Raw genomic sequence first — 24,803 nt, forward strand, 5'->3', positions numbered from 1 at the left:
CCTTTCCTTATCGCGCGGTGGACGTGTAGGGCAGCAGCGCCATCTCACGGCTGTTCTTGACGGCCGTGGCGACGTCACGCTGGTGCTGCGTGCAGTTGCCGGTCACGCGGCGGGCACGGATCTTGCCGCGGTCGGAAATGAACTTCCGCAGCATGTTCGTGTCCTTGTAGTCCACGTACGTGACCTTGTCCTTGCAGAAAGCGCAGACCTTCTTCTTCGGCTTGCGCACAGGCGGCTTAGCCATGGTGTTTCTCCTGTGTGATCAAGAAGTGTGGAGTTCGAACCCCACCCCGGAGGGGGTGATCCCCAGAGGGGAGTGATCCCTAGAAGGGGGGCTCGTCCGAGTAGCCGCCACCGCCGCCGGAGCTTCCGCCCCAGCCGCCACCGCCGCCGCCCTGCTGGCCGCCGCCGGCCGGCGCACCGGTCGCCCAGGGGTCGTCGGCGGGAGCACCGCCGCCGCCCTGCTGCTGACCGCCGCCGGGGCCACCGCCCCAGCCGCCGCCACCGCCGCCGCCCTGCTGGCCGCCGCCGTAACCGCCCTGGCCACCGCGGCCGCTGGTCTTGGTGACCTTGGCCGTGGCGTTGCGCAGGCTGGCGCCGACCTCGTCGACGTCCAGCTCGTAGACCGTGCGCTTGATGCCCTCGCGGTCTTCGTACGACCGCTGCTTCAGACGGCCCTGCACGATGACGCGCATGCCGCGCTGAAGCGACTCCGCGACGTTCTCCGCCGCCTGGCGCCAGACCGAGCAGGTCAGGAACAGGCTCTCGCCGTCCTTCCACTCATTGGTCTGACGGTCGAAAGTGCGGGGAGTGGACGCGACACGGAACTTCGCGACCGCCGCACCGGAGGGGGTGAAGCGCAGCTCGGGGTCGTCGACAAGATTGCCGACGACCGTGATGACGGTCTCGCCTGCCATGGGGGAACCTCTCGGCGGGTTTGCTGCTGGCTGCTTGCTGCTACTCGAATCCCGGTTACTGCTGAGCTAAAGAGCTCAGTGCATCTCGGGACGGAGGACCTTGGTCCGGAGGACCGACTCGTTCAGGTTCATCTGGCGGTCGAGCTCCTTGACGACCGCAGGCTCGGCCTGCAGGTCGATGACCGAGTAGATGCCCTCGGGCTTCTTCTTGATCTCGTACGAGAGACGACGACGGCCCCAGGTGTCGACCTTCTCGACCTTTCCGTTGCCCTCACGGACGACGGAGAGGAAGTTCTCGATCAGCGGGGAGACAGCGCGCTCCTCGAGATCGGGGTCGAGGATGACCATCACCTCGTAGTGACGCATGTAGAACCCACCTCCTTTGGACTCAGCGGCCACGGTCGTTCCGTGGCAGGAGGGTCGTGATGCGTACGCAACGGTATCGGCCGCCACTGACAGTCGACTCCCGCGAGCGGGGCGACGCTGTGGCCTGGGCAGACACCGGTGCAGACGGTACAGAGTACCCGCACGTCGCCTTCCGGTTGAAATCAAGAGGTCAGGGGCCGCAATCTGTACGCATCGGGTGTCCATGGCGCTACGATGCGCCGCCTCTTGCCAGGAGGTGCCTCATGGCACAGGCAATACGTCGGAACACGGCAGGCTCTCTCCTCGCCACGGACGGGAAGCCGCACCCCGTCCAGGACACGCTTCTCGGCGTGACGCTGATCCTCGGCGCCGTCGCGTTCGTCACGGCGATGTTCCACCACCTGCACCTGCTCAGCTCCTGGGCCGGACTCGTGGGGATCATCACGGGCGCGTACGGGCAGTTCATCAGTGAGACCACGCGTGAGCGGTTCCTGATGGTGATCGGGCTCGGCGCCTCTGCGGTGGGCTTCTTCCTCGGTATGGCGCACGGCGGACTGTTCGGCGGACTGCTCGGCTGACGCCCCGACAGAGCGCTTACAGGCTGCCCGGGAACCCCCCGGGCAGCCTCAGCCTGCATACGGCCAGTCGGGGCGCTCCCCGGGCGCAGTAGGCTTCGGCGGGTGAGCCGGAAGCCCCTGCCCCATGGGGACACACCAGCCGAGGAGCGCCCCGCATGAGCCTGACCCTGAGGACCATCAGCCGCGAGCAGCATCTGGAGTACATCCAGAGCCTGCCGTCGGCTAGCCACTGCCAGGTCCCGGCGTGGGGAGACGTGAAGAGCGAATGGCGCGCGGAGAGCCTCGGCTGGTTCGACCCGGCGGGTGAACTGGTCGGCGCAGGCCTGGTGTTGTACCGCCAGGTCAACGTCAAGGACATCATCAAGCTCAACCGCTATCTCGCGTACATGCCCGAGGGTCCGGTCATCAACTGGCATGCGACGAACCTGGACGACTGGCTCCAGCCGATGCTGGCTCACCTGAAGAAGCAGGGCGCCTTCTCCGTGAAGATGGGCCCGCCGGTGGTCATCCGCCGCTGGGAGGCGCCGACCATCAAGAAGGGCATCCAGGACCCGGACGTGAAGCGTCTGCGGGACATCGAGGCGGACGTCATCGAGCCGCGCGCCTTCGAAGTCGTGGAGCGGCTCCGGAAGATGGGCTGGCAGCAGGGCGAGGACGGCGGCGCGGGCTTCGGCGACGTACAGCCGCGCTACGTGTTCCAGGTGCCGCTCGCCAACCGGTCGCTCGACGAGGTGCAGAAGAGCTTCAACCAGCTCTGGCGGCGCAACATCAAGAAGGCCGACAAGGCCGGCGTCGAGGTCGTCCAGGGCGGCTACGACGACCTGCCGGTCTGGCAGGAGCTGTACGAGATCACGGCCGAGCGCGACCGGTTCCGGCCCCGTCCGCTCAGCTACTTCCAGCAGCAGTGGAAGGCCCTCAACGCCGAGGACCCCAACCGCATGCGGCTCTACATCGCCAAGCACGAGGGCGAGCCGCTGGCCGCCGCCACGATGCTGACGGTCGGCAGCCACGTCTGGTACTCGTACGGCGCGTCCGTGAACCACAAGCGCGAGGTGCGGCCGTCCAACGCCATGCAGTGGCGGATGCTGCGGGACGCGTACGCGCTCGGCGCGAGCGTCTACGACCTGCGCGGCATCTCCGACACTCTGGACGAGACGGACCACCTCTTCGGCCTGATCCAGTTCAAGGTCGGCACCGGCGGCGAGGCCGTCGAGTACATCGGCGAGTGGGACTTCCCGCTCAACAAGGTGCTGCAGAAGGGCTTCGACTACTGGATGTCGAAGCGCTAGCCGCCGGACCTCCCGCCGTGGCCACACGTCGGGAGACGCGGCAAAATGCTGCTCATCCCCGCACCTCACACGACCCCACTTCAGACACAAGAAAGGTTCCGGGACCGGCCATGGCGCTCACGCTCTACGTCGACACCACGCGCTGGCGAGCTCATCACAAGCAGGTGCTCGAACAGTTCCCGGGACTCGTGCCCGTCTGCAAGGGCAACGGATACGGCTTCGGGCACGAGCGGCTCGCGGACGAGGCGACGCGCTTCGGCTCCGACATGCTGGCCGTCGGCACGACCTATGAAGCGGCCCGTATCAAGGACTGGTTCAGCGGCGACCTGCTCGTCCTGACCCCGTTCCGTCGCGGCGAGGAGCCGGTGCCGCTGCCGGACCGGGTGATCCGCTCGGTCTCGTCCGTGGAGGGCGTGCACGGCCTGGTGGGCGCCCGCGTCGTCATCGAGGTCATGAGCTCGATGAAGCGGCACGGCGTCAGCGAACAGGAGCTCGGGCAGCTGCACGCCGCCATCGAGGACGTGCGCCTGGAGGGCTTCGGCATCCACCTGCCGCTCGACCGCACCGACGGCTCGGACGCCGTCGAGGAGGTCATCCAGTGGATGGACCGGCTGCGCGCGGCCCGTCTTCCGCTGCACACCATGTTCGTCAGCCACCTCTCGGCGCAGGAACTGGCCCGGCTGCAGCAGCAGTTCCCGCAGACCCGCTTCCGCGCGCGGATCGGTACGCGGCTCTGGCTCGGCGACCACGACGCGACCGAGTACCGCGGCTCCGTCCTCGACGTGACCCGGGTCGCCAAGGGCGAGCGCTTCGGTTACCGCCAGCAGAAGACCGCCTCGGACGGCTACCTGGTCGTCGTGGCGGGCGGCACGTCGCACGGTGTGGGTCTGGAGGCGCCGAAGGCGCTGCACGGCGTCATGCCGCGCGCCAAGGGCGTGGCCCGCGCCGGCCTCGCCACGGTCAACCGGAACCTGGCCCCCTTCGTCTGGGCGGGCAAGCAGCGGTGGTTCGCGGAGCCGCCGCACATGCAGGTGTCGATCCTGTTCGTGCCGTCGGACGCGCCGGAGCCGAAGGTCGGCGAGGAGCTGGTGGCCCATCTCCGGCACACCACCACGCAGTTCGACCGCCTGGTCGACCGTTGATGAGTCGGCTGTTGGTGAGTCGACGTTGATGAGTCGAGCGTCGATGAGCTGAGTACGGCCCGTTCCGCGGGTCACGGCGAGGGGCCGGTCGCATGCATCGCGACCGGCCCCTCGCCGTTGAAGTCCCGCTGAAGCACGGGGAGTTCGCTCAGGGCGAACCGTCCCGTACGGCGCTCCGCTCCGCGCCCCAGGCGACCTGCGTACCGCCGTCCGTCATCGCCGCAGCGTGCCGTGGCGGGTGGGCGGCACGGCCGAGGACGAACGCGTCGGGCGCCCGGTCGAGCACCCCGCCGGAGGGGTCGTCGGAGCCGTCCCGGCGTACGACGTCCCGCTCGGGCATGAGGATGTCGCGGACGACGACGGCGCAGAGGTACAGGGTGCCGATCAGATGGGCCAGGATGGCGAGGTGGTAGCCCTCCTGCGGGAGCCCGTGGTGTTTGTCGCCGCTGGTCGTGTAGGCCAGGTAGAGCCAGATCCCCAGGAAGTAGACGATCTCGCAGGCCTGCCAGATCAGGAAGTCACGCCAGCGCGGCCGGGCGAGCGCGGCGAGCGGGATCAGCCAGAGCACGTACTGCGGTGAGTAGACCTTGTTCGTGAGGATGAACGCGGCGACGACGAGCAGGGCGAGCTGGGCGAAGCGGGGCCTGCGCGGCGCGGTCAGGGTGAGCACGGCGATGCCGAGGCAGGCCAGGGCCATCAGGAGCGTCGCGAGCGTGTTGACGCTGTCGGTGTCGAGCGCGTCCTTGCCGCGGTCCTGCAACTGCTGCTGCAGGATCAGCCAGAACGAGCCGAAGTCCACGCCGCGCTCCTGGCTGAACGTGTAGAACTTCTGCCACCCCTCGGGCGCGAGCACCATCACCGGCAGGTTGACGACTAGCCAGGAGCCCGCCGTACCCGCGGCCGCCGCCAGGAACGACCGCCATTTCCCCGCCCGCCAGCACAGCACGAGCAGCGGTCCGAGGAGCAGTACGGGATAGAGCTTGGCGGCGGTGGCGAGGCCCAGGAGGACGCCGAAGGCGACGGCCCGGCCGCGGGACCACATCAGCATCGCGGCGGCCGTGAGCGCGATGGCGAGCAGGTCCCAGTTGATGGTCGCGGTGAGCGCGAAGGCCGGGGCGAGCGCGACGAGGAGCCCGTCCCAGGGGCGGCGGCGGTGGGTACGCGTGACGCAGACGGCGATGACGACGGCGCAGACCATCAGCATCCCGGCGTTCACGAGCCAGTAGATCTGCTCGCGGTGCTGGATGGTGCCGCCGTCGGGCACGACCCAGGAGGCAACCTCCATGAACACCCCGGTCAGGACCGGGTATTCGAGGTACTCCATGTCTCCGGCGAGCTTGTCGAAGTACGGCACCAGGCCGTCGGAGAAGCCGCGTCCGGCGAAGAGGTGCGGGATGTCGGAGTAGCAGGCGTGGGTGTACTGCGCGCTGGCGCCGTAGAACCAGGCGCCGTTGTAGCAGGGCAGCTTCTGCACCATGCCGAGCGCGAACATCCCGATGGCGACGAGGGCGATGACGCGGACCGGCGTCCACCAGCCGGCGCCGTACAGCACCCTGCGTCCGAGGGGGCCGCCGATCAACTCACTGCCCGCTCTTGCGACTTCGTCCTGTCCGGTCGGCGCGACCACCGGGACGGGCCCGGTGGAGGCGGGGGAGGCGGACGACCCGCCGTCTCCCTGGGGCTGCGAGTGCGGCGCGCTCGGGTCCGGGCTCGTGCTGCTCGTCATGGGGCTCATCCTGCCGTACGTGCCTGAGGACGTGCGCGTGCCCGCCTGTGGGCAAGCCCAGGTTGCCCGTGGACAGGCCTCACGTGCCCGTGGACAGGCCCCCACGTGCCGGTGGACGGGCTTACGTGCCCGTGGACAGGCCGAGGGCCGCCGCACCGGGTGGTGCGACGGCCCTCGTTTCACGTGAAACACCCGCGCTCGTGGCTCGGGCAGAAGGGGGACCTAGCCGGTCGGCCCGCCGAACCATCCGCCTCCGCCGCCGTCTCCGCCGGTCCCGTTGCCATTGCCCCCGGTGGGCGGCTCGGGAGTGGTGGTCTCGCCTCCTGTGGTGCCTCCGTCGGTCGTACCGTCGGTCGTACCGCCGTCGGTCGCGCCGCCGGTGTCCTTGCACTTCCAGTCGAACGGGTCACAGGTCTCGCCGGGGCTCGGCTCGCCGCTGGGTGAACTCGAGGGTTCCTCCGTCGGAGACGCCGTCGCGCTGTCCTCCGGGTCCGCCGTCTCGGTCGGGGAGGGCGGCGCGGTCGGCTTGCCGACGATCTCGCCGATCTTCTCGGCCTCCGGGAAGGGCTCGGGCGTCATGCCCTTCATGGCCTCCGCCATGTAGTCCTTCCAGATCTGCGCCGGGATGTCACCACCATGGATGGAGGGCACACCGCCGGTTCCGTTCATGGAGAGCAGCTCGCCCTCCTTGGGGTCCGTACGGAAGAGCGTGACCGAGGTCGACAGCTCCCGGGTGTAGCCGACGAACCAGGCCGACTTGTTCTTGTCGGTGGTACCGGTCTTGCCGGCCACGGGGAAGCCGATGTCGGCGATCTTCTTGCCGGTACCGGTCTTGATCACGTCCTGCAGGACGTCGGTGACGTTGTTGGCGATGTCGGCGTCCATCGCCGACTGCCGCTTGGGCTTCTGGAACTCGGGGAGGACCTCCTCCTGACCGTCCTTGGTGATCGTCACCTTGGTCACGGAGTAGGGCTCGTAGTGCACGCCCTCATTGGCGAAGGTGCCGTACGAGTCGGCCATGCGGATCGCGCTCGGCGTGGACGTACCCAGGGAGAACGAGGCGTTGCCCAGGTTCCCCTTGTCGAAGCTCTCCTCCAGGATGCCGGTGCTCGCGGCGAGGTCCCGGGTCTTGGAGAGGCCCACGTCGATGCCGAGCTGGACGAACGGGGTGTTGATGGACTGCTCCATCGCCTTGCGGAGCGTCACCTTGCCCCACATCCGGTCGCTCTCGTTCTTCTGCCGGAACGGGTTCCCGTTGACGTCCTTGATCGGGTCGCCGTTCTGATCGTTGATGATCAGCTGGTCGTTGCCGTTGTAGAGGCTCTCCGGCGAGATCGGCGCACCGCCGCTCTTCACCGTGCCATCCTTCATCGCGGCCGCGAGGACGTACGGCTTCCAGGTCGAACCGACCGGCACACCACGGGTGTTGGCGTTGTTCGTGTAGTGGCCCTCGTCCATGCCCTCGCCGCCGTAGATGGCGACCAGGGCACCGCTCTTCGGATCCACGGACGCCGCGCCGAACTGGACGAACCTGTCCCTGTCGCGCTTGTCCGGGTCGAGGAAGGCCTTCTTGGTCTTCTCGACGGCCTTCTCCATCTGCCCGACCTTCTTCTTGTCGAAGGTCGTGTAGATCTTGTAGCCGCCCTTTTCGAGCTCCTCCGGGGAGATCTTGAGCTTGGTGGTCACGTAGTCCTTGGCCGTGTCGACCAGGTAACCGGTCTGACCGGACAGGGAGGACTTCTGCTTCACCAGCGTGGGGAAGTCGCCGGCGTTGGCGCGCTTCTCCTTGCTGAGGTTGCCGGTCTCGACCATCCGGTCGAGGATCCACTCCCAACGCTCCTTGGCCCGCTTGGTGTTGGCCTTGGAGGACGCGTTCGGGCCGACGCCGCCGTCCGGGTTGTACAGGTTCGGACCCTTGAGGACGGAGGCCAGGAAGGCGCTCTCCGACAGAGTCAGCTTCTCGGCGTCCTTGTCGAAGTAGGCCTGCGCCGCCGACTGGATGCCGTAGGCGTTGCGGCCGTAGTAGGCGGCGTTGAGATAGCCGGCGAGGACATCGTCCTTGTCCATCTCAGCGCCGACCTTTATGGAGATGAAGAGCTCGCGCGCCTTACGTGTGAGGGTCTGGCTCTGGTCCAGGTACGTGTTCTTCACGAACTGCTGGGTGATGGTCGAGCCACCCTGGGTCTCGCCGCCGGTCGCCATGTTGAACACGGCGCGGCCGATACCCATGGGGTCGATACCGCTGTCTTCCTTGAACGTGGCGTTCTCGGCCGAGATGACCGCGAGCTGCATGTGTTCCGGAATGCGGTCGATCCCGATGATCTGCCGGTTCTGGCCGCCGCCGGTGGCAGCCATCTGCTTCCCGTTGCTCCAGTAGAAGACGTTGGTCTGCGCCTCCGCCTTCTTCACGTCCGGGATCTCCACCAGGGCGTACGCGATACCGCCCGCGACCATCACTGCGGCGCAGAACGCGATGAACGTGCCCGTGACCTGCTTCCAGGACGGCACGAACTTCCGCCAGCCGGCCTTGCCGTACCGCGGATAGTCAATGATCCGCTTCTTCCCCGGCGGCGGCTCGGCGCCCCGGCCACGGCCACGGCCCGGCCCACCGGCGCCGGGACCACCGGGACCGCCGCCACCGCGACGCCCTCCGGCTCCCGCGCCGGCGCCGACTCCGGCGCCCTCGGCCGCGCGCCGGCGGCCGCCGGAACGTTGCGCTGCGCGCCGAGCCGCGGCCCGGCCCTCGTACGGCTGCTCCTCACCGGCGGACGAGCCATGCGACCCGTACGAACCGGAAGGAGACCCTGTGGCACTACGCGGTGCTGCGCGCCGACCGGAGGATCCGGTGACGCCGCGCCTGACCGCGGCACGTCCGCCGCCCTGCGACTGCGGCGGTTTGCGACGGTGCTCGCTCATCGAACGACTACTCCTCGGGCAGGCGCGAGGTCGCGCGCCTGGAAGCGGCAGGTGGTTTCCGGTCCCCCCGAAGTGCGGACGCGCCCCGGAAGGCTCGCGACCGCACTGCACCCCGGACGGGGACGCCATCTGGCGTCGCGCGGTTCCCGGTGGTCTGCATGGCGCACACACTACGCACCGCCAAAACCCTCCTAGCCCTGAAGTTCACCCCAAATCAGGCAAGTTGCATCCTATGAATCCGTGATGTGACGCCGTTCACCGTGGCCCCACTTGCTGGCTCCGGGGGGCCGTTCTATCGTCGTGATGTATCGAGTCGATACATCAGCTCGACATAAAGAGTCCCGGCGAGTGCGGCCAGAGAGTCGCGAGAGGAGGCGAACGTGAGCAGGCGCTCCGGCATCCTCGAGTTCGCCGTCCTGGGCCTGCTGCGTGAGTCCCCGATGCACGGATACGAGCTGCGCAAGCGGCTCAACACCTCCCTCGGGGTGTTCCGGGCCTTCAGCTACGGATCGCTCTACCCCTGCCTCAAGGCGCTGGTCGCGAGCGGCTGGCTGATCGAGGAGCCGGGCAACAGCACGGAGGACCCTCTCGCCGCGCCCCTGGCCGGTCGCCGCGCCAAGATCGTCTACAGGCTCACGGCGGAGGGCAAGGAGCACTTCGAGGAGCTCCTCTCCCACACGGGCCCGGACGCGTACGAGGACGAGCACTTCGCCGCCCGCTTCGCCTTCTTCGGGCAGACCTCGCGGGACGTGCGGATGCGCGTACTCGAAGGCCGCAGGAGCCGGCTCGAGGAGCGGCTGGAGAAAATGCGCGCCTCCTTCGCCAGGACCCGTGAGCGTCTGGACGACTACACCCTCGAGCTGCAGCGCCACGGCATGGAGTCCGTGGAGCGCGAGGTGCGCTGGCTGAACGAGCTCATCGAGAGCGAGCGGGCGGGACGCGACCAGCAGCGGTCGGCCCCCGGCGGCTCGGCTCAGCAGGACACGGGCCGGACCCGGCAGGACACGGGCTCGGCTCAGCAGGACACATCAGGAAAGGCGGGCGGCCTGCCCCGGACCCGGGACAGCTCCCGGCCGGATTCGTCCGCCGACACCGAAAAGTGAGGCAGCCCCGCGATCCGCGGGACCTCATCGAGAACGAACAGGGAGCAACCGGAATGGGTTCGGTTCGCGTAGCCATCGTCGGCGTGGGCAACTGCGCCGCCTCGCTGGTGCAGGGCGTCGAGTACTACAAGGACGCCGACCCGGCGTCGAAGGTCCCGGGCCTGATGCACGTCCAGTTCGGCGACTACCACGTCAAGGACGTCGAGTTCGTCGCCGCCTTCGACGTGGACGCGAAGAAGGTCGGCCTCGACCTCTCGGACGCGATCGGCGCCAGCGAGAACAACACCATCAAGATCTGCGACGTCCCGAACAGCGGAGTCCAGGTCCAGCGCGGCCACACCCACGACGGCCTGGGCAAGTACTACCGCCAGACCATCGAGGAGTCCGCCGAGGCGCCCGTCGACGTCGTCCAGGTCCTCAAGGACAAGCAGGTCGACGTCCTGGTCTGCTACCTGCCGGTCGGCTCCGAGGACGCGGCGAAGTTCTACGCCCAGTGCGCCATCGACGCCAAGGTCGCCTTCGTCAACGCCCTCCCGGTCTTCATCGCCGGCACCAAGGAGTGGGCGGACAAGTTCACCGAGGCCGGCGTCCCGATCGTCGGCGACGACATCAAGTCGCAGGTCGGCGCCACCATCACGCACCGCGTCATGGCGAAGCTCTTCGAGGACCGGGGCGTCATCCTGGACCGCACCATGCAGCTGAACGTCGGCGGCAACATGGACTTCAAGAACATGCTCGAGCGCGAGCGCCTGGAGTCCAAGAAGATCTCGAAGACCCAGGCGGTCACCTCGCAGATCCGCGACCGCGAGCTCGGTGAGGACAACGTCCACATCGGCCCGTCCGACTACGTCGCCTGGCTCGACGACCGCAAGTGGGCCTACGTCCGCCTCGAAGGCCGCGCCTTCGGCGACGTCCCGCTGAACCTGGAGTACAAGCTCGAGGTCTGGGACTCCCCGAACTCGGCCGGCGTGATCATCGACGCCCTGCGCGCCGCGAAGATCGCCAAGGACCGCGGCATCGGCGGCCCGATCCTGTCGGCGTCGAGCTACTTCATGAAGTCCCCGCCGGTCCAGTACTTCGACGACGAGGCCCGCGAGAACGTCGAGAAGTTCATCAACGGCGAGGTCGAGCGCTGACCTCCCCCTCCGTGTGCGTCCCGCACGCACAGGTTGCTTGATCGCAGGCCCCCGGGAAATCCCCCCGGGGGCCTGCGGGCTGTGTGAGGCTTGGCGCCATGGCCGTCGTACGTGATCTGCGCGTACTCGTGCGCTTCCGGGACTTCCGGCACCTGCTCGCCGTTCGCCTGCTGTCGCAGTCGGCCGACGGGGTCTACCAGGTGGCGCTCGCGACATACGTCGTCTTCTCGCCGGAGCGGCAGGCCTCGCCGGCCGCCATCGCCTCCGCCATGGCCGTGCTGCTCCTGCCGTACTCCGTCATCGGCCCCTTCGCCGGCGTCCTCCTCGACCGCTGGCCACGGCAGCGCGTCTTCGTCTACGGCAATCTGCTGCGCGCGGTCCTCGCCTGCGCCACCGCCCTGCTGATCCTGTTCGGCGTGCCCGACTGGCTGTTCTACGCCTCGGCCCTCTGTGTCACGGCCGTCAACCGCTTCGTCCTCGCGGGCCTCTCCGCCGCACTGCCCCGCGTGGTCGACGCCGAGCGGCTGGTCATCGCCAACTCCCTTTCCCCCACGGCCGGAACGCTCGCGGCGACGCTCGGCGGCGGCCTCGCCTTCGGCGTACGCCTGGTGGCATCGGACTCCGATGCCGCGGTCGTCCTCGTCGGGGCCGCGCTCTACCTCTGCTCGGCCCTCGCCGCGCTGCGCATCCCGCGCACCCTGCTCGGCCCGGACCCGGACGAGGTGCAGTCCCGTATCGGCGCCGCCCTCGCCTCCACGGCCAGGGGTCTGGTGGCCGGCGTACGGCACCTCGCCGCCGTCGAACGCCGGCCCGCGGCACGGGCGCTCGGCGCGATGACGCTGATGCGGTTCTGCTACGGCGCGCTGCTCGTGATGGTCCTGATGCTGTGCCGGTACGCCTGGTCGTCGGACGAGGCCGGCGGGCTCGCGCTGCTCGGCCTGGCCGTCGGCTTCTCGGGGGCGGGCTTCTTCGCGGCGGCCGTCCTGACGCCACTGGCCGCCGAGCGGATGCGCCCGAGCGGCTGGATCGCGGTGTGCGCGGGCGCGGCCGCCGTTCTGGAACCGGCCCTCGGCCTGCCCTTCGAGCCGATCCCGATGCTGATCGCCGCCTTCGTCCTGGGCCTGGTCTCGCAGGGCGCGAAGATCGCCACCGACACCGTCGTGCAGTCCTCGGTGGACGACGCCTACCGAGGACGGATCTTCTCGGTGTACGACGTGCTCTTCAATGTCGCCTTCGTGGGGGCGGCCGGGGTAGCCGCGCTGATGCTGCCGCCCGATGGACGTTCCGTACCGCTGGTCGTCGCCGTGGGGGTCCTCTACGCGGCGGTTGCGGCGACTATGGCCCGATTCAACCGCCCCTGAACTGTCACATCACTGCGAAAGAGCCGTACCAGGCTGCGAGTTGGCGCGATCGCATCGGTACCTTACGAGGGCCATACATGCGCCGTCGGCGTAGTCATCAACAAGGGGGATCCCATGTCTTACCCGCCTCCCCAGGGGCAGGGCCAGTACCCTTACCCGCCCCAGCAGCCCGGCCCCGGATACCCGCAGGGCCAGCCGCAGCAGCAGCAGCAGCAGTGGGGAGGTCCCCCGCAGCAAGGACAGTGGGGAGCCCCTCCGCCCCCTCCTCCGGCGCGCAACGGCATGAGCGTCATGCAGAAGCTCAAGATCGTCGGCCTCGCCATCGCGGTCATCATCGGCGGAGTGATCTGGTTCATGAGCCAGAACAACTCCTCCGAGGCGGAGGCCGGCGACTGCATGAAGAACAAGGGCACCATGTCCGCCCCTGATCTCGAAATCGTGGATTGCGGCACCTCGGAAGCCAAGTACGAAGTGGTGAAGCGCATCGACGACACCCTGGACATGAGCCAGTGCGAGGGTGTTCCCGGAGCCGAGATCCCCTACCAGGAGCAGACCAGCGGAAGCAGGAGGAGCTCGGGCGAGCAGTTCGTGCTCTGCCTCAAGGAGGTCTAGGCCGTGCATTGCGGTGTTTCACGTGAAACACCGCAACCGCACTCATGAAGCGGGGCCCTGTTTCACGTGAAACAGGGCCCCGTTCGTTTGCTCGGACTCAGCTCAGCCCTGCGCCGCCCACCACTCCTTGAGCTCGGCGACCGCCGCCTCCCGCTCCATCGGCCCGTTCTCCAGGCGCAGTTCGAGCAGGAACTTGTACGCCTTGCCGATCACCGGGCCGGGGCCGACGCCCAGGATCTCCATGATCTCGTTGCCGTCGAGGGCCGGGCGGATGGCGTCCAGCTCCTCCTGCTCCTGCAGCCGCGCGATCCGCTCCTCCAGACCGTCGTACGCCCGCGAAAGCGCGCTCGCCTTGCGCTTGTTGCGCGTCGTGCAGTCGGAGCGCGTGAGCTTGTGCAGCCGGGAGAGCAGCGGGCCCCCGTCGCGTACGTAGCGCCGCACCGCGGAGTCCGTCCACTCGCCCGTGCCGTAGCCGTGGAAGCGCAGGTGTAGCTCGACCAGACGGGAGACGTCCTTCACGAGCTCGTTGGAGTACTTGAGCGCGGTCATGCGCTTCTTCGTCATCTTGGCGCCGACCACCTCGTGGTGGTGGAACGAGACCCGCCCGTCCTTCTCGAAGCGCCGCGTCCTCGGCTTGCCGATGTCGTGCAGGAGCGCCGCGAGCCGCAGCGTGAGGTCCGGGCCGTCCTCCTCCAGGGCGATCGCCTGGTCGAGGACGGTCAGCGAGTGCTCGTAGACGTCCTTGTGCCGGTGGTGCTCATCGCTCTCAAGCCGCAGCGCCGGCAGCTCCGGCAGTACGTGAGCGGCCAGGCCGGTGTCGACGAGCAGCGTGAGCCCCTTGCGCGGGTGCGCGGAGAGCAGCAGCTTGTTGAGCTCGTCCCGGATGCGCTCGGCCGAGACGATCTCCAGGCGCTCCGCCATCGCCGTCATCGCAGCGACCACCTCGGGCGCCACCTCGAAGTCCAGCTGCGCGGCGAAGCGAGCGGCCCGCATCATCCGCAGCGGGTCGTCCGAGAAGGACTCCTCCGGGGTGCTCGGCGTGCGCAGTACCCGCTCTGCGAGGTCCTCCAGGCCGCCGTGCGGGTCGATGAACTCCTTCTCCGGCAGCGCCACGGCCATCGCGTTGACGGTGAAGTCCCGGCGCACGAGGTCCTGCTCGATGGAGTCGCCGTAGGACACCTCGGGCTTGCGCGAGGTGCGGTCGTACGCCTCAGAGCGGTATGTCGTGACCTCGATCTGGAAGTGCTGGTCGGCGTCTCCGACGCGGGCGTGCTTCTGGCAGCCCACCGTGCCGAAGGCGATCCCGACCTCCCACACCGCGTCCGCCCAGGGCCGGACGATCTTCAGTACGTCCTCGGGGCGGGCGTCGGTCGTGAAGTCCAGGTCGTTGCCGAGCCGGCCGAGCAGCGCGTCCCTGACCGAGCCGCCGACGAGGGCGAGCGAGAACCCGGCCGCGCGGAAGCGTTCGGCGAGCTCGTCGGCGACGGGGGAAACGCGCAGCAGCTCGCTCACCGCGCGGCGCTGCACCTGGCTGAGGGCACTGGAGTTGTCTTCATTGGCGTTCGGCACAACAGAACAGGGTACGGGGCCTGCGCTGCGGCAGCTTCCCCGTTTCCGGCGGCCCGGCTCGGCAGGCGGACCAGCTCGTCGTGAGTTCCGACTCAGTCGCGCCGCCTCTCCCATTCCCTGCGCACCCCGACACGCTGCCGTGCGCCCCCGGCTCGGTCGCGGCCCTGCCCCTCGGGGCTCGTGCCGGGCCGGTTCGACGCCCGCCGATGTGCCCCGTACCGTCGCTGGCCTGCCGGGGGGCTGCGTGAGCGCACCCCGGCACTCAGGCACAGCGCGCCTCGTTACCATGCGGGGACGCAAATGCGGACGACCACTGACGACGACGAGGGACGGGCGAGCGCGTGGCCGAGGCGGCAGACTTCCAGGGGATGACTCCCTCACCTGCCCGCCGGTGGTTCCGGCGTACGGCGGCCCTCTTCGCGGGGGCGCCGCTGCTTGCCGGTCTGCTGCAGCTCCCGGCCGCCGCCCCCGTGGCCGCCGCATCCCCCACGGCGGCTCCCGCGGCCCCCGCAGGCGCCGGCTCCGGCACCGTCGACGTATCCGTGGACAGAATGTCGCCGAACGTGCCGACGGACGAAGACACCGTCACGATCTCCGGCAAGATCACCAACGAGGGCAAGCAGACGATCACGGACGCGGAGGTCGGCCTCCGCGTCGGCCCCGCCCTGACCGACCGCCCCTCCATCGACAACGCGGCCAAGCGGTCCGACTCGCTGCGGGGAGCCCCGGGCCGCGAGGTCGACGGCAAGAACGGCAAGGACGCCACGTACACGGCGGCGTTCGGCAAGCTCGCGCCCGGCGTCTCGCAGGACTTCCGCCTGGCGGTCCCCGTCGAGGACCTCGACCTCTCCGCCGACGGCGTCTACCAGTTGGGCGTCGCCCTCACCGGCCGCAGCGCCGCCCAGCCGTACCCGCAGCTGCTCGGCATCGAGCGGACCTTCCTGCCCTGGCAGTCGGAGGCGCCGAGCGAGAAGACGAAGGTCAGCTACCTCTGGCCGCTGATCTCCACCTCGCACCTCACCGCCGAGACCGCCTCCGACGAGCAGCAGACCCCGGTCTTCGCCGACGACAAGCTGGCCGAGGAGGTCGCCCCCGGCGGCCGGCTCGAGCAGATGCTGTCGCTCGGCAAGGACCTGCCGGTGACCTGGGTCGTCGACCCGGACCTGCTCGCCTCCCTCGACGCCATGGCCACCAAGGGCTACAGCATCGAGAACCCCGAGGGCGGCAACCCGATCCCCGGCTCGGCCAAGAACCGGACCCTGGCGAAGCAGTGGCTCAACCAGCTGCAGCAGGCCGTCAAGGGCAAGAAGGTCGTCGCGCTCCCGTTCGCCGACCCGGATCTGGCCTCGCTCGCGCACCAGGGCAAGACGGTCGGCGGTTCGCTGAGCCATCTGAAGCCCGCCACGGACGTGGCCGCGAAGACGGTGAAGTCCGTCCTGCACGTCGAGCCCAGCACGGACTTCGCCTGGCCCGCCGACGGCGCGGTCGACCCGTCCGTCGTGGACGTCGCCACCTCGGCCGGCGCGCACTCGGTGATCGCCCGCAGCGACAGCCTCCGGGAGACGGGCGGCCTGCCGTACACCCCGACCGCGGCCCGGCCGATCGGCGGCGGCACCACGGCGGTGGTCGCGGACGCACGCCTGTCGACCGCGTTCGAGGGCGATATGACGCGCGCCGAGAACTCGACGCTCGCCGTGCAGGAGTTCCTCGCCCAGACCCAGATGATCACGCTGCAGGACCCGGACAAGCAGCGCAGCATCGTCGTCGCCCCGCAGCGCATGCCCACCGCCAGCCAGGCCCAGTCGATGGCCAGGGCCCTGGACGCCCTCGGCTCCGAGAGCTGGACCGAGCCCGACGACCTGATCGCCGCCGCCAAGGCCACGCCCGATCCGAAGGCCACGACGCAGGTGCCCGGCACCGGCTCGTACCCCGGCCGACTGCTCAAGCACGAGCTGCCGAAGCAGGCCTTCGAGTCGGTCCGCACCACGCAGGAGAGCCTGAACCGCTTCAAGGTCATCCTGAGCGCGCCGGACCGGGTCGTCACGCCGTTCGGCCGGGCCATGGACCGCGAGCTGTCCACGTCCTGGCGCGGCCGCGCCAACGACGCCGAGACGTACCGCAACAGCGTGCAGCAGTACCTGACCACGCTCACCGGCCAGGTCAGCCTGATCGAGAAGACCGAGGCGAAGCTCTCCGGCCGCAGCGCGACCATCCCGATCACGGTCCAGAACAACCTGGTCCAGGGCGCCGAGAACCTGACGCTCCGCCTCACCTCCACCAAGCCGACCCGCCTCAAGATCGGCGAGGAGCCCGGCCCGTACGAAGAGCAGCCGATCAAGGTCTCCGGCGGCCACAGCCAGACGGTGAAGTTCACCACCACGGCCAACGCCAACGGCCCGGTCCCGGTCGTCGCCCAGCTCTACACCGAGGACGGCACTCCGTACGGCAAGGAGATCCGCTTCGACGTCGACGTCACGGAGATCACCCTGACCGTGATGCTGGTCATCGCGGGCGGCATCCTGCTGCTCGTCCTCGCGGGCTTCCGCATGTACACCCAGCGCAAGGCGGCCGCCCGCCGCGCCGAGGAGGAAGAGGCCGAGGCCGAGGCCGACGACGCGGACAACGGCGAGAACGGCGACGTTCAGGCGAAGGGCGACGAGGGCCCGGAGCCCGGCCCGCCCGCCCCCGAGCAGCCGAGTGACCCGACACCGGACACCGCACCGGAAAGCACCGACCCGTCCGGCACGGGTGAGAGAGTGGACCGTTGAGCGATGACGTGGCCACTGGGGCCGCGGGACCGATGAGGTGGGGTAAGCATGAATGCGCCGTACGACGGTGACCGCGGCCAGGGCGCGGGCAGCGGCGAACCCGCGGGCGGGCAGGTACCCCCGCAGCAGCCCACGCCGGACATGTACGTCGAGGACGCCTACGCCCAGGACCCGTACCGCGCGCAGGACCTCGCCGCCCAGGACCCGGTGACCGAGGCCCTCTACGACCGGGCCTCGCACCCGCCGCCCCCTCCGGGCACGTACGCGGACCCGCAGTCCCTGTACGACCGGCCCGCGCCGCCGCAGAACGCGCCGGACCCGCAGGTCTGGGCGCAGACCCCGGCCCCGGAGCCGGACGGCCCGTCCCGGCATCTGCCGTACGGCGACGACGTCCGCAGCACCCAGTTCGTCGGCGTCGACGACCTGGTCAGCCAGGCCGCCGAGGAGCGCCACGAGCCGGACGCGTTCGCACACCTCTTCCGCGACCAGCAGCCGGGCGGCGCGCGCCCGCAGAGCGAGCAGGCCGCGGTCCCCGCCCCGGCGGGCCCCCCGGTTCCGGGCAGCGCCCCGGAGCCCACGCCGGTCCCGGCCGCCGCGCCCAAGAAGGCCGGCAAGGCCGCGAGCATCCTCAAGTCCAGCGCCGTGATGGCCGCGGGCACGATGGTGTCCCGCATCACCGGCTTCCTGCGCACGCTCGTGATGGCCGCGGCCATCGGCGTCGGCACGCTCAACGACTCGTACCAGGTCGCCAACGTCCTGCCGACGATGATCTACATCCTCGTCGCGGGCGGCGCGATGAACGCGGTCTTCATCCCGCAGCTCGTCCGCGCCATGAAGAACGACGACGACGGCGGTGTGGCGTACGCCAACCGCCTCCTGACGCTCGTGATCGTGCTGCTCGGCGCGGTCACCGTGATCTGTGTGCTCGCCGCCCCGGCCTTCGTCCAGGTGATGTCGCCCGAGCTGGCGTCCGAGCCCGAGACGTACGACCTGACGGTGACGTTCGCCCGCTTCTGCATCCCGACCCTGTTCTTCATGGGCGTGCACGTGGTGCTCGGGCAGATCCTGAACGCGCGCGGCCGCTTCGGCGCGATGATGTGGACGCCGGTCCTCAACAACATCGTCATCATCGCCACGTTCGGCGCGTTCATCTGGGCCTTCGGCACGTCCGGCACCTCCGGGATCGACACCGGGAACATCACGTCCGAGGGCGTCCGGCTGCTCGGCATCGGCACCCTGCTCGGCCTCGCCGTGCAGGCCTTCGCGATGGTCCCGTATCTGCGCGAGGCGGGCTTCAAGCCGCGTCTTCGCTTCGACTGGAAGGGCCAGGGCCTCGGCAAGACCGCCGCCCTCGCCAAGTGGACGCTGTTCTTCGTCCTCGCCAACCAGCTCGGCATGGTCGTCGTCACCCAGCTCGCCACCGCCGCCGGCGCCACCGCCTACGACGACGGCCACTCCGGCACCGGCATCACCGCGTACAACTACGCGCTGCTCCTCTGGCAGATGCCGCAGGCCATCATCACCGTCTCCGTGATGACCGCTGTCCTGCCCCGTATCTCCCGCGCCGCCAACGACGGTGACGCCGCGGCTGTCCGGGACGACCTCTCGTACGGACTGCGCACCTCCGCCGTCGCGATCGTGCCGTGCGCCTTCGCCTTCCTCGCGCTCGGCGTCCCGATCACCACGCTGCTGTACGCCGGCACCGACGGCGCGACCAACATCGGCTACGTCCTGATGGCCTTCGGCCTCGGCCTCATCCCGTACTCCGTGCAGTACGTCGTCCTGCGCGGCTTCTACGCCTACGAAGACACCCGCACGCCGTTCTACAACACCGTCATCGTGGCCGCCGTGAACGCGCTCGCCTCGCTGATCTGCTACCTCGTCCTGGACCCGCGCTGGGCGGTCGTCGGCATGGCCGCCTCGTACGGACTCGCGTACGCGGTCGGCGTGGGTGTGGCCTGGCGCAGGCTGGGCAAGCGCCTGGGCGGAGACCTGGACGGTTCCCACGTGGTGCGGACCTACGCCCGTCTCATCGGCGCCTCCATCCCGGCGGCGCTGCTCGGCGGCGCGGTCGCGTTCGGGCTGATGGAGGCCATCGGCAAGAGCGCGCTCGGTTCGTTCGCGGCGCTGGTCGGCGGCGGCATCGTGCTGCTCGGCGTCTTCTTCGTGGCGGCCCGCCGGATGCGGGTGCAGGAGCTGAACGCGCTCGTCGGCATGGTCCGGGGTCGACTCGGCCGCTGATCCGGCGTCCGGTCCACGGTCCCGCCAGGTTTCGTCAGAACCCCTCGGGTTTCGTCGAGGGGTTCGCACAACCATCCCCGGCCATCGCGTGTCGTGGATAGCGGCAGACTGTGGGCACAATTGGCTTTGGCGTCGGACAGCAGCGCGCAACGGATGGGGAGGCAGGAACGACGGTGGCGGAACGGAGCACGGCTGCCGTCGACGTGGCAGCAGGGAGCGACGAGGAGTCGCTGACCGCCAAGGCGGACCAGGCCACGGCCGACGGGGCGGCCCAGAGCCGGGAGACGACGGCTTCCGAGGGCGATATTCAGCCGGATGACGACGACTCTGCGGAGACCACGAAGCCGCAGGCCAAGCAGGCGCAGACCGCGAAGCCGGAGAGCTCGAAGGCGCAGGCCACCCCACCCGAGAAGCCGCAGTCGACCCCACCCGAACTGCACAGCGGCCACAAGCTCGCGCGCCGCTACCGCCTCGAGGAGTGCGTCACCCGTCTGGACGGTTTCAGCAGCTGGCGCGCGGTCGACGAGAAGCTGCGTCGCGCCGTCGGCGTGCATCTGCTCCCGGCCGACCACCCGCGCGCCCGCGCCGTCCTCTCCGCCGCCCGTTCGTCCGCGCTGCTCGGCGACCCCCGCTTCGTGCAGGTCCTCGACGCGGTGGAGGAGAACGAGCTCGTCTACGTCGTGCACGAGTGGCTGCCCGACGCCGTCGAGCTGACCGCCCTGCTCGCCGCCGGCCCGCTGGAGGCGCATGACGCGTACCAGCTGGTCAGCCAGGTCTCCCAGGCCATGACCGCCGCGCACCGCGAGGGCCTGGCCCACCTCCGGCTCACGCCGAGCGCGGTGCTGCGCAGCTCCTCCGGCCAGTACCGCATCCGCGGCCTCGCCGTGAACGCCGCGCTGCGCGGCATCAGCAGCGACACCCCGCAGCGCACCGACACGGAGTCCATCGGCGCGCTCCTCTACGCCTCGCTGACCCAGCGCTGGCCGTACGAGGAGGATGCGTACGGCCTGTCGGGGCTGCCCAAGGACGTCGGCCTGATCGCCCCCGACCAGGTGCGCGCGGGCGTCCACCGCGGTCTGTCCGAGCTCGCGATGCGCGCCCTGGTCAACGACGGGGCGACGGCCTCGCGCCAGGACCAGCCGTGCACCACCCCGGAGGAGCTCGCCAAGGCCGTCTCCGAGATGCCGCGGATCCGCCCGCCGGAGCCCTCGTTCACCGCGCCGCCGGAGTACCAGCGCACCACGTACCAGCAGGGGACGTACGGCCGGCCGACCGCCGCCGCGCCGGGCCCGCAGCCGATGCCGGCCGCACCGCCCGCCCCGCTGCAGAGCCGTACGGGCAAGGCCCTGAAGTGGGCCGTGTCCGCGCTCCTTATCGCGGCGCTCGGCCTGGGGAGCTGGCAGCTCGCGGACGCCCTCATGGAGCGCGAGCAGCCCACCGACCCCGGCACCTCGCAGCCGGGCGAGGGGGAGGGCGCCAAGCCCGTCGCGGGCAAGCCGATCAAGATCAGCGATGCGTACGAGTTCACTCCCAGCGGCAGTGGCATCAAGGAGCAGGACGTCCCGCAGGCCGTGGACGGCGATCCCGGCACCGCCTGGATCACGCCGCAGTACAAGGGCTTCGCGAACTTCGGCAACCTTCCGAACCGTAAGCAGGGCAGCGGCATAATCGTCGATCTCGGCAGCGTCCAGGACGTGGCCGGATTCCAGATCGACATGTATCGCGCCGGGCACAAGGCGGAGGTGCTCGCCGCCCCCGAGGACGCCTCGCACCCGACGTCCCGCGATGAGTTCTCCAAGGAGCTCAGCAAGCTCGGCGATGCCGGAGCGCAGCTCAAGAAGACCCTCGACCAGGCGGTGCGCACCCGGTACCTGCTGGTGCGCATCACGTCTCTGCCGACCGACGGTTCGGCGGAGCTCTTCCGGGGCGGGATCTCCGAGATCAAGGTGCTGGGCACGGCACGCGAGGAATAGCGACCGCACGTCGTCGGCCGTATGCGGTCGGCAGCCCATAGTCGGCGACACCTAATCCCGCTACGCTGAACCCTCGACCGAGGTAGGGGGAGCAGGTGCAGGCGGAGGACATCTCAGGGGTCCCTGACGCGACGCTCCTGACCCGCCATGTCGACGGAGACCCGGACGCCTTCGGCGAGCTCGTACGCCGCCATCGCGACCGGCTCTGGGCCGTGGCGCTGCGCACCCTCGGGGACCGGGAGGAGGCGGCCGACGCCGTGCAGGACGCGCTGGTCTCCGCCTATCGCGCCGCGCACACCTTCCGCGGGCAGTCCGCGGTCACGACCTGGCTGCACCGGATCACCGTCAACGCCTGTCTCGACCGTGCCCGCAAGGCCGCCTCCCGCAAGACCTCACCGGTCGACGACACGGAGCGCCTGGAGCAGCTCCTCGAACCTCATGAGTCGGCCTCCGCGCCGGCCGAGCGGCACGACCTCCACCGGCAGCTCATCGAGGCGCTCGGTACGCTCCCGCCGGACCAGCGGGCCGCGCTCGTCCTCGTCGACATGCAGGGCTACCCCGTGGCCGAGGCCGCCGCAGTGCTCGACGTCCCCACCGGCACCGTGAAGAGCCGCTGCGCCCGCGGCAGAGCCCGCCTCCTCCCGCTCCTCAGCCACCTGCGCACGGAGGGACCGGGTACGCGAGAACGGAAGCGCTCCGGTTCACCGGGCGGCCCCGAGGAAAAGAAGCAGAGTGCGGGAAGGAACCGGACGCAGAACACATCCGTCCCACCCTCAGCACCAGCGCACGACGCAAGGACACAGGGAACCGATCCAGGCGACTCAGCAGCCGTGAAGGGCGGAGGTGGGCGAGCGTGACAGCCACGACCGGCGCGGCCGAGCACCCGGACGTGTCAGAGCTCTCCGATCTCACCGAGGGCCTCCTCCCGCCGTCCCGTACGAGCGATGTGCGTGACCACGTCGCCGGCTGCGAGCTCTGTGCCGACGTACTCGACTCCCTGACCGAGATCCGCGACCTGCTCGGCACGCTGCCGGGCCCGCCGCAGATGCCCGCGGATGTCGCGGGGCGGATCGACGCGGCACTGGCCGCCGAGGCTCTTCTCGACGCAACTCGCCCTGGCGGCAAGGGAGTCGACGTTGCTGCGGCGCTCGCCACCGAGTCCTCCGTACCCTCCGACGAGGCGGCGGAGTCCACGGAGTCGGCGCCCGAGCGTCATGTTTCACGTGAAACAGCGAGCGGTCCGGTCGCGACAGGTGCCGTTCCCGCCTCCTCCTCTGCCTCCGCCTCATCCGCCGAGTCGGCCGGTGCTCCGGATCGACCGGCCGGGCGTCCGCGTGCTGCGACAGGTCCGGGTCGTCGGCCGAGTGCCCCGCGTCGGCGGCGCCGGAACGTCGCCGGAGCGGTGCTCGGCGCCGTCGCCACGGTCGCGGCGATCGGCCTGGGCACGCTGATGCTCCAGTCCGGCAACAACAGCGCGGACTCCGGCCAGAACAGTGCCTCGGACACCGCGGGGGTGCAGACCTTCTCCGGGGGCACGCTCGACGACCAGGTCTCCTCACTGCTCGCCCAGGACAAGCGCAAGGAGAAGAGCGCGGCCCCCGACGGGTCGACGCCGTCGTTCAGCACGGAGTCCAGTCCCGAGTCGACGGACGGGGACACCCGTCGTACGCCGAAGACCAATGCGCCGATGCGCGGCGAGGGTCCCCACGTCCCGCAGTGCATCGCCCTCGGCATCGACGAAGACGCCCCGCCGCTGGCCGCCAAGAAGGGCACGTACGACGGCAAGGCCGCGTATCTGGTCGTGCTCCCGGACAGCGCCGACAGCTCGCGCGTCACCGCGTATGTCGTCGATGCCTCCTGCGTCGAGGAGAACACCGGGGGCAAGGGCGAGGTGCTGGTCTCCCACTCGTACCCGCGGTCCTGACAGCTCGTACCCTGGCCCAGCCCACCTCCGGGCCGGCCCGCGCGCCCTCTGCGTGCGCACGAACACACCATGTGCGCGGACACGGCGGGAATGCTGGCCCCGTAGGATCCGTTGGGTGGGGTGAGAGTCCGGAAGAAGGGCTCCTCCCGAGGCATTAGGCAGTCCGCAGAGACGAGGAATCAAGCCGTGAGCGACGTCCGTAACGTGATCATCATCGGCTCCGGGCCCGCCGGCTACACGGCCGCGCTGTACACCGCGCGCGCCTCGCTGAAGCCGCTGGTCTTCGAGGGTGCCGTCACCGCAGGCGGTGCGTTGATGAACACCACCGAGGTGGAGAACTTCCCCGGATTCCAGGACGGCGTGATGGGCCCCGAGCTCATGGACAACATGCGCGCCCAGGCCGAGCGCTTCGGCGCCGAGCTGATCCCGGACGACGTGGTGTCCGTCGACCTCTCCGGTGAGATCAAGACCGTCACCGACACCGCCGGCACGGTCCACCGCGCCAAGGCCGTCATCGTCACGACCGGCTCGCAGCACCGCAAGCTCGGCCTGCCGAACGAGGACGCGCTCTCCGGCCGCGGCGTCTCCTGGTGCGCCACCTGTGACGGGTTCTTCTTCAAGGACCAGGACATCGCCGTGATCGGTGGTGGCGACACCTCGATGGAGGAGGCCACCTTCCTCTCCCGCTTCGCCAAGTCCGTGACCATCGTGCACCGCCGCGACAGCCTGCGTGCGTCGAAGGCCATGCAGGACCGCGCGTTCGCCGACCCCAAGATCAAGTTCGCCTGGGACAGCGAGGTCGCCGAGATCCACGGTGACCAGAAGCTCACCGGCCTCACCCTGCGCAACACCAAGACGGGCGAGACCTCCGAGCTGCCGGTCACCGGCCTGTTCATCGCGATCGGCCACGACCCGCGTACGGAGCTCTTCAAGGGCCAGCTGAACCTGGACGACGAGGGCTACCTCCAGGTCGAGGCCCCCTCGACGCGCACCAACCTGACCGGTGTCTTCGCGGCCGGCGACGTCGTGGACCACACCTACCGCCAGGCCATCACGGCGGCCGGCACCGGCTGCTCGGCCGCGCTCGACGCCGAGCGTTACCTGGCCGCCCTGGCCGACAACGAGACCGCTGCCGCCGCCGCGGTCTGACCCCCATCACTTCGCAACACCCTCAGTTCAGTT

General features: G+C 69.7%; 19 protein-coding genes. 13 read left to right on the top strand and 6 right to left on the bottom strand.

The genetic code is table 11. From position 1 onward, the window contains the following. Positions 1–7: 7 nt before the first annotated feature. The 3 genes from rpsR to rpsF form a co-directional block, all read right to left on the bottom strand. Positions 8–244, bottom strand: a complete 237-nt coding sequence (gene rpsR, locus QIS96_RS02750; RefSeq protein ID WP_003949403.1) for a 30S ribosomal protein S18 — start codon at positions 242–244, stop codon at positions 8–10. Between the two features lie 79 nt (positions 245–323). Beyond that, complete coding sequence (locus QIS96_RS02755) at positions 324–917, bottom strand: single-stranded DNA-binding protein (protein WP_282540689.1); 594 nt, start codon at positions 915–917, stop codon at positions 324–326. A gap of 75 nt (positions 918–992) precedes the next feature. After that, positions 993–1,283: a 30S ribosomal protein S6 gene (gene rpsF, locus QIS96_RS02760; protein WP_016644628.1), complete on the bottom strand. Its 291-nt coding sequence runs from the start codon at positions 1,281–1,283 to the stop codon at positions 993–995. 263 nt (positions 1,284–1,546) lie between these two features. On the opposite strand from rpsF, the gene QIS96_RS02765 reads away from it, so the two are divergent. The 3 genes from QIS96_RS02765 (at position 1,547) to QIS96_RS02775 (ending at position 4,292) form a co-directional block, all read left to right on the top strand. Continuing rightward, on the top strand, positions 1,547–1,861 hold the full coding sequence (locus QIS96_RS02765; RefSeq protein ID WP_282540690.1) for a hypothetical protein: 315 nt from the start codon (positions 1,547–1,549) through the stop codon (positions 1,859–1,861). A 155-nt stretch (positions 1,862–2,016) separates the two neighbouring features. Next, entirely contained in the window at positions 2,017–3,150 is a 1,134-nt protein-coding gene (locus tag QIS96_RS02770; RefSeq protein WP_282540691.1) for a lipid II:glycine glycyltransferase FemX, read from the top strand. 110 nt (positions 3,151–3,260) lie between these two features. Beyond that, positions 3,261–4,292 (top strand): alanine racemase, encoded by a 1,032-nt coding sequence (locus QIS96_RS02775; RefSeq protein ID WP_282540692.1) that lies wholly within the window; start codon positions 3,261–3,263, stop codon positions 4,290–4,292. Between the two features lie 148 nt (positions 4,293–4,440). Here the strand turns inward: QIS96_RS02775 and QIS96_RS02780 are convergent, their stop codons facing one another. Together QIS96_RS02780 and QIS96_RS02785 are read right to left on the bottom strand one after the other, a co-directional pair. Further along, on the bottom strand, positions 4,441–6,018 hold the full coding sequence (locus tag QIS96_RS02780; RefSeq protein ID WP_282540693.1) for a glycosyltransferase family 87 protein: 1,578 nt from the start codon (positions 6,016–6,018) through the stop codon (positions 4,441–4,443). Between the two features lie 222 nt (positions 6,019–6,240). Continuing rightward, positions 6,241–8,934, bottom strand: coding sequence for a transglycosylase domain-containing protein (locus QIS96_RS02785; protein WP_282540694.1), 2,694 nt, complete (start codon positions 8,932–8,934; stop codon positions 6,241–6,243). A 380-nt stretch (positions 8,935–9,314) separates the two neighbouring features. Here QIS96_RS02785 and QIS96_RS02790 point away from each other — a divergent pair, with 380 nt between their 5' ends. From QIS96_RS02790 to QIS96_RS02805, 4 genes are all read left to right on the top strand, one after another. After that, positions 9,315–10,037 carry a PadR family transcriptional regulator gene (locus QIS96_RS02790; RefSeq protein ID WP_282540695.1) on the top strand — a complete coding sequence of 241 codons (723 nt, stop codon included), beginning with the start codon at positions 9,315–9,317 and terminating at the stop codon, positions 10,035–10,037. A gap of 53 nt (positions 10,038–10,090) precedes the next feature. Beyond that, complete coding sequence (locus QIS96_RS02795; RefSeq protein WP_282540696.1) at positions 10,091–11,173, top strand: inositol-3-phosphate synthase; 1,083 nt, start codon at positions 10,091–10,093, stop codon at positions 11,171–11,173. A 98-nt stretch (positions 11,174–11,271) separates the two neighbouring features. Then, a complete protein-coding gene (locus QIS96_RS02800; protein WP_282540697.1) occupies positions 11,272–12,534 on the top strand; it encodes an MFS transporter in 1,263 nt (420 codons plus the stop codon). Between the two features lie 291 nt (positions 12,535–12,825). Then, positions 12,826–13,146 carry an LppU/SCO3897 family protein gene (locus tag QIS96_RS02805; protein WP_282540698.1) on the top strand — a complete coding sequence of 107 codons (321 nt, stop codon included), beginning with the start codon at positions 12,826–12,828 and terminating at the stop codon, positions 13,144–13,146. A 102-nt stretch (positions 13,147–13,248) separates the two neighbouring features. Here QIS96_RS02805 and QIS96_RS02810 read toward each other — a convergent pair whose 3' ends face one another. Then, on the bottom strand, positions 13,249–14,715 hold the full coding sequence (locus QIS96_RS02810) for a CCA tRNA nucleotidyltransferase (RefSeq protein ID WP_282540699.1): 1,467 nt from the start codon (positions 14,713–14,715) through the stop codon (positions 13,249–13,251). A 341-nt stretch (positions 14,716–15,056) separates the two neighbouring features. Here QIS96_RS02810 and QIS96_RS02815 point away from each other — a divergent pair, with 341 nt between their 5' ends. The 6 genes from QIS96_RS02815 (at position 15,057) to trxB (ending at position 24,770) form a co-directional block, all read left to right on the top strand. Continuing rightward, positions 15,057–17,483 (top strand): DUF6049 family protein, encoded by a 2,427-nt coding sequence (locus QIS96_RS02815; RefSeq protein ID WP_282540700.1) that lies wholly within the window; start codon positions 15,057–15,059, stop codon positions 17,481–17,483. A 48-nt stretch (positions 17,484–17,531) separates the two neighbouring features. Further along, complete coding sequence (gene murJ, locus QIS96_RS02820) at positions 17,532–19,724, top strand: murein biosynthesis integral membrane protein MurJ (protein WP_282540701.1); 2,193 nt, start codon at positions 17,532–17,534, stop codon at positions 19,722–19,724. A gap of 173 nt (positions 19,725–19,897) precedes the next feature. After that, positions 19,898–21,697: a protein kinase family protein gene (locus tag QIS96_RS02825; RefSeq protein WP_282540702.1), complete on the top strand. Its 1,800-nt coding sequence runs from the start codon at positions 19,898–19,900 to the stop codon at positions 21,695–21,697. A 95-nt stretch (positions 21,698–21,792) separates the two neighbouring features. Continuing rightward, on the top strand, positions 21,793–22,554 hold the full coding sequence (sigM, locus tag QIS96_RS02830; RefSeq protein ID WP_282540703.1) for an RNA polymerase sigma factor SigM: 762 nt from the start codon (positions 21,793–21,795) through the stop codon (positions 22,552–22,554). Continuing rightward, a complete protein-coding gene (locus QIS96_RS02835) occupies positions 22,551–23,621 on the top strand; it encodes an anti-sigma factor (protein ID WP_282540704.1) in 1,071 nt (356 codons plus the stop codon). The genes sigM and QIS96_RS02835 overlap by 4 nt, the downstream gene beginning before the upstream one ends. 186 nt (positions 23,622–23,807) lie before the next feature. After that, positions 23,808–24,770: a thioredoxin-disulfide reductase gene (gene trxB, locus QIS96_RS02840; RefSeq protein ID WP_282540705.1), complete on the top strand. Its 963-nt coding sequence runs from the start codon at positions 23,808–23,810 to the stop codon at positions 24,768–24,770. The last annotated feature ends 33 nt before the right edge of the window (positions 24,771–24,803 follow it).

Source organism: Streptomyces cavernicola, from assembly GCF_029968035.1.
Lineage (GTDB): Bacteria > Actinomycetota > Actinomycetes > Streptomycetales > Streptomycetaceae > Streptomyces > Streptomyces cavernicola.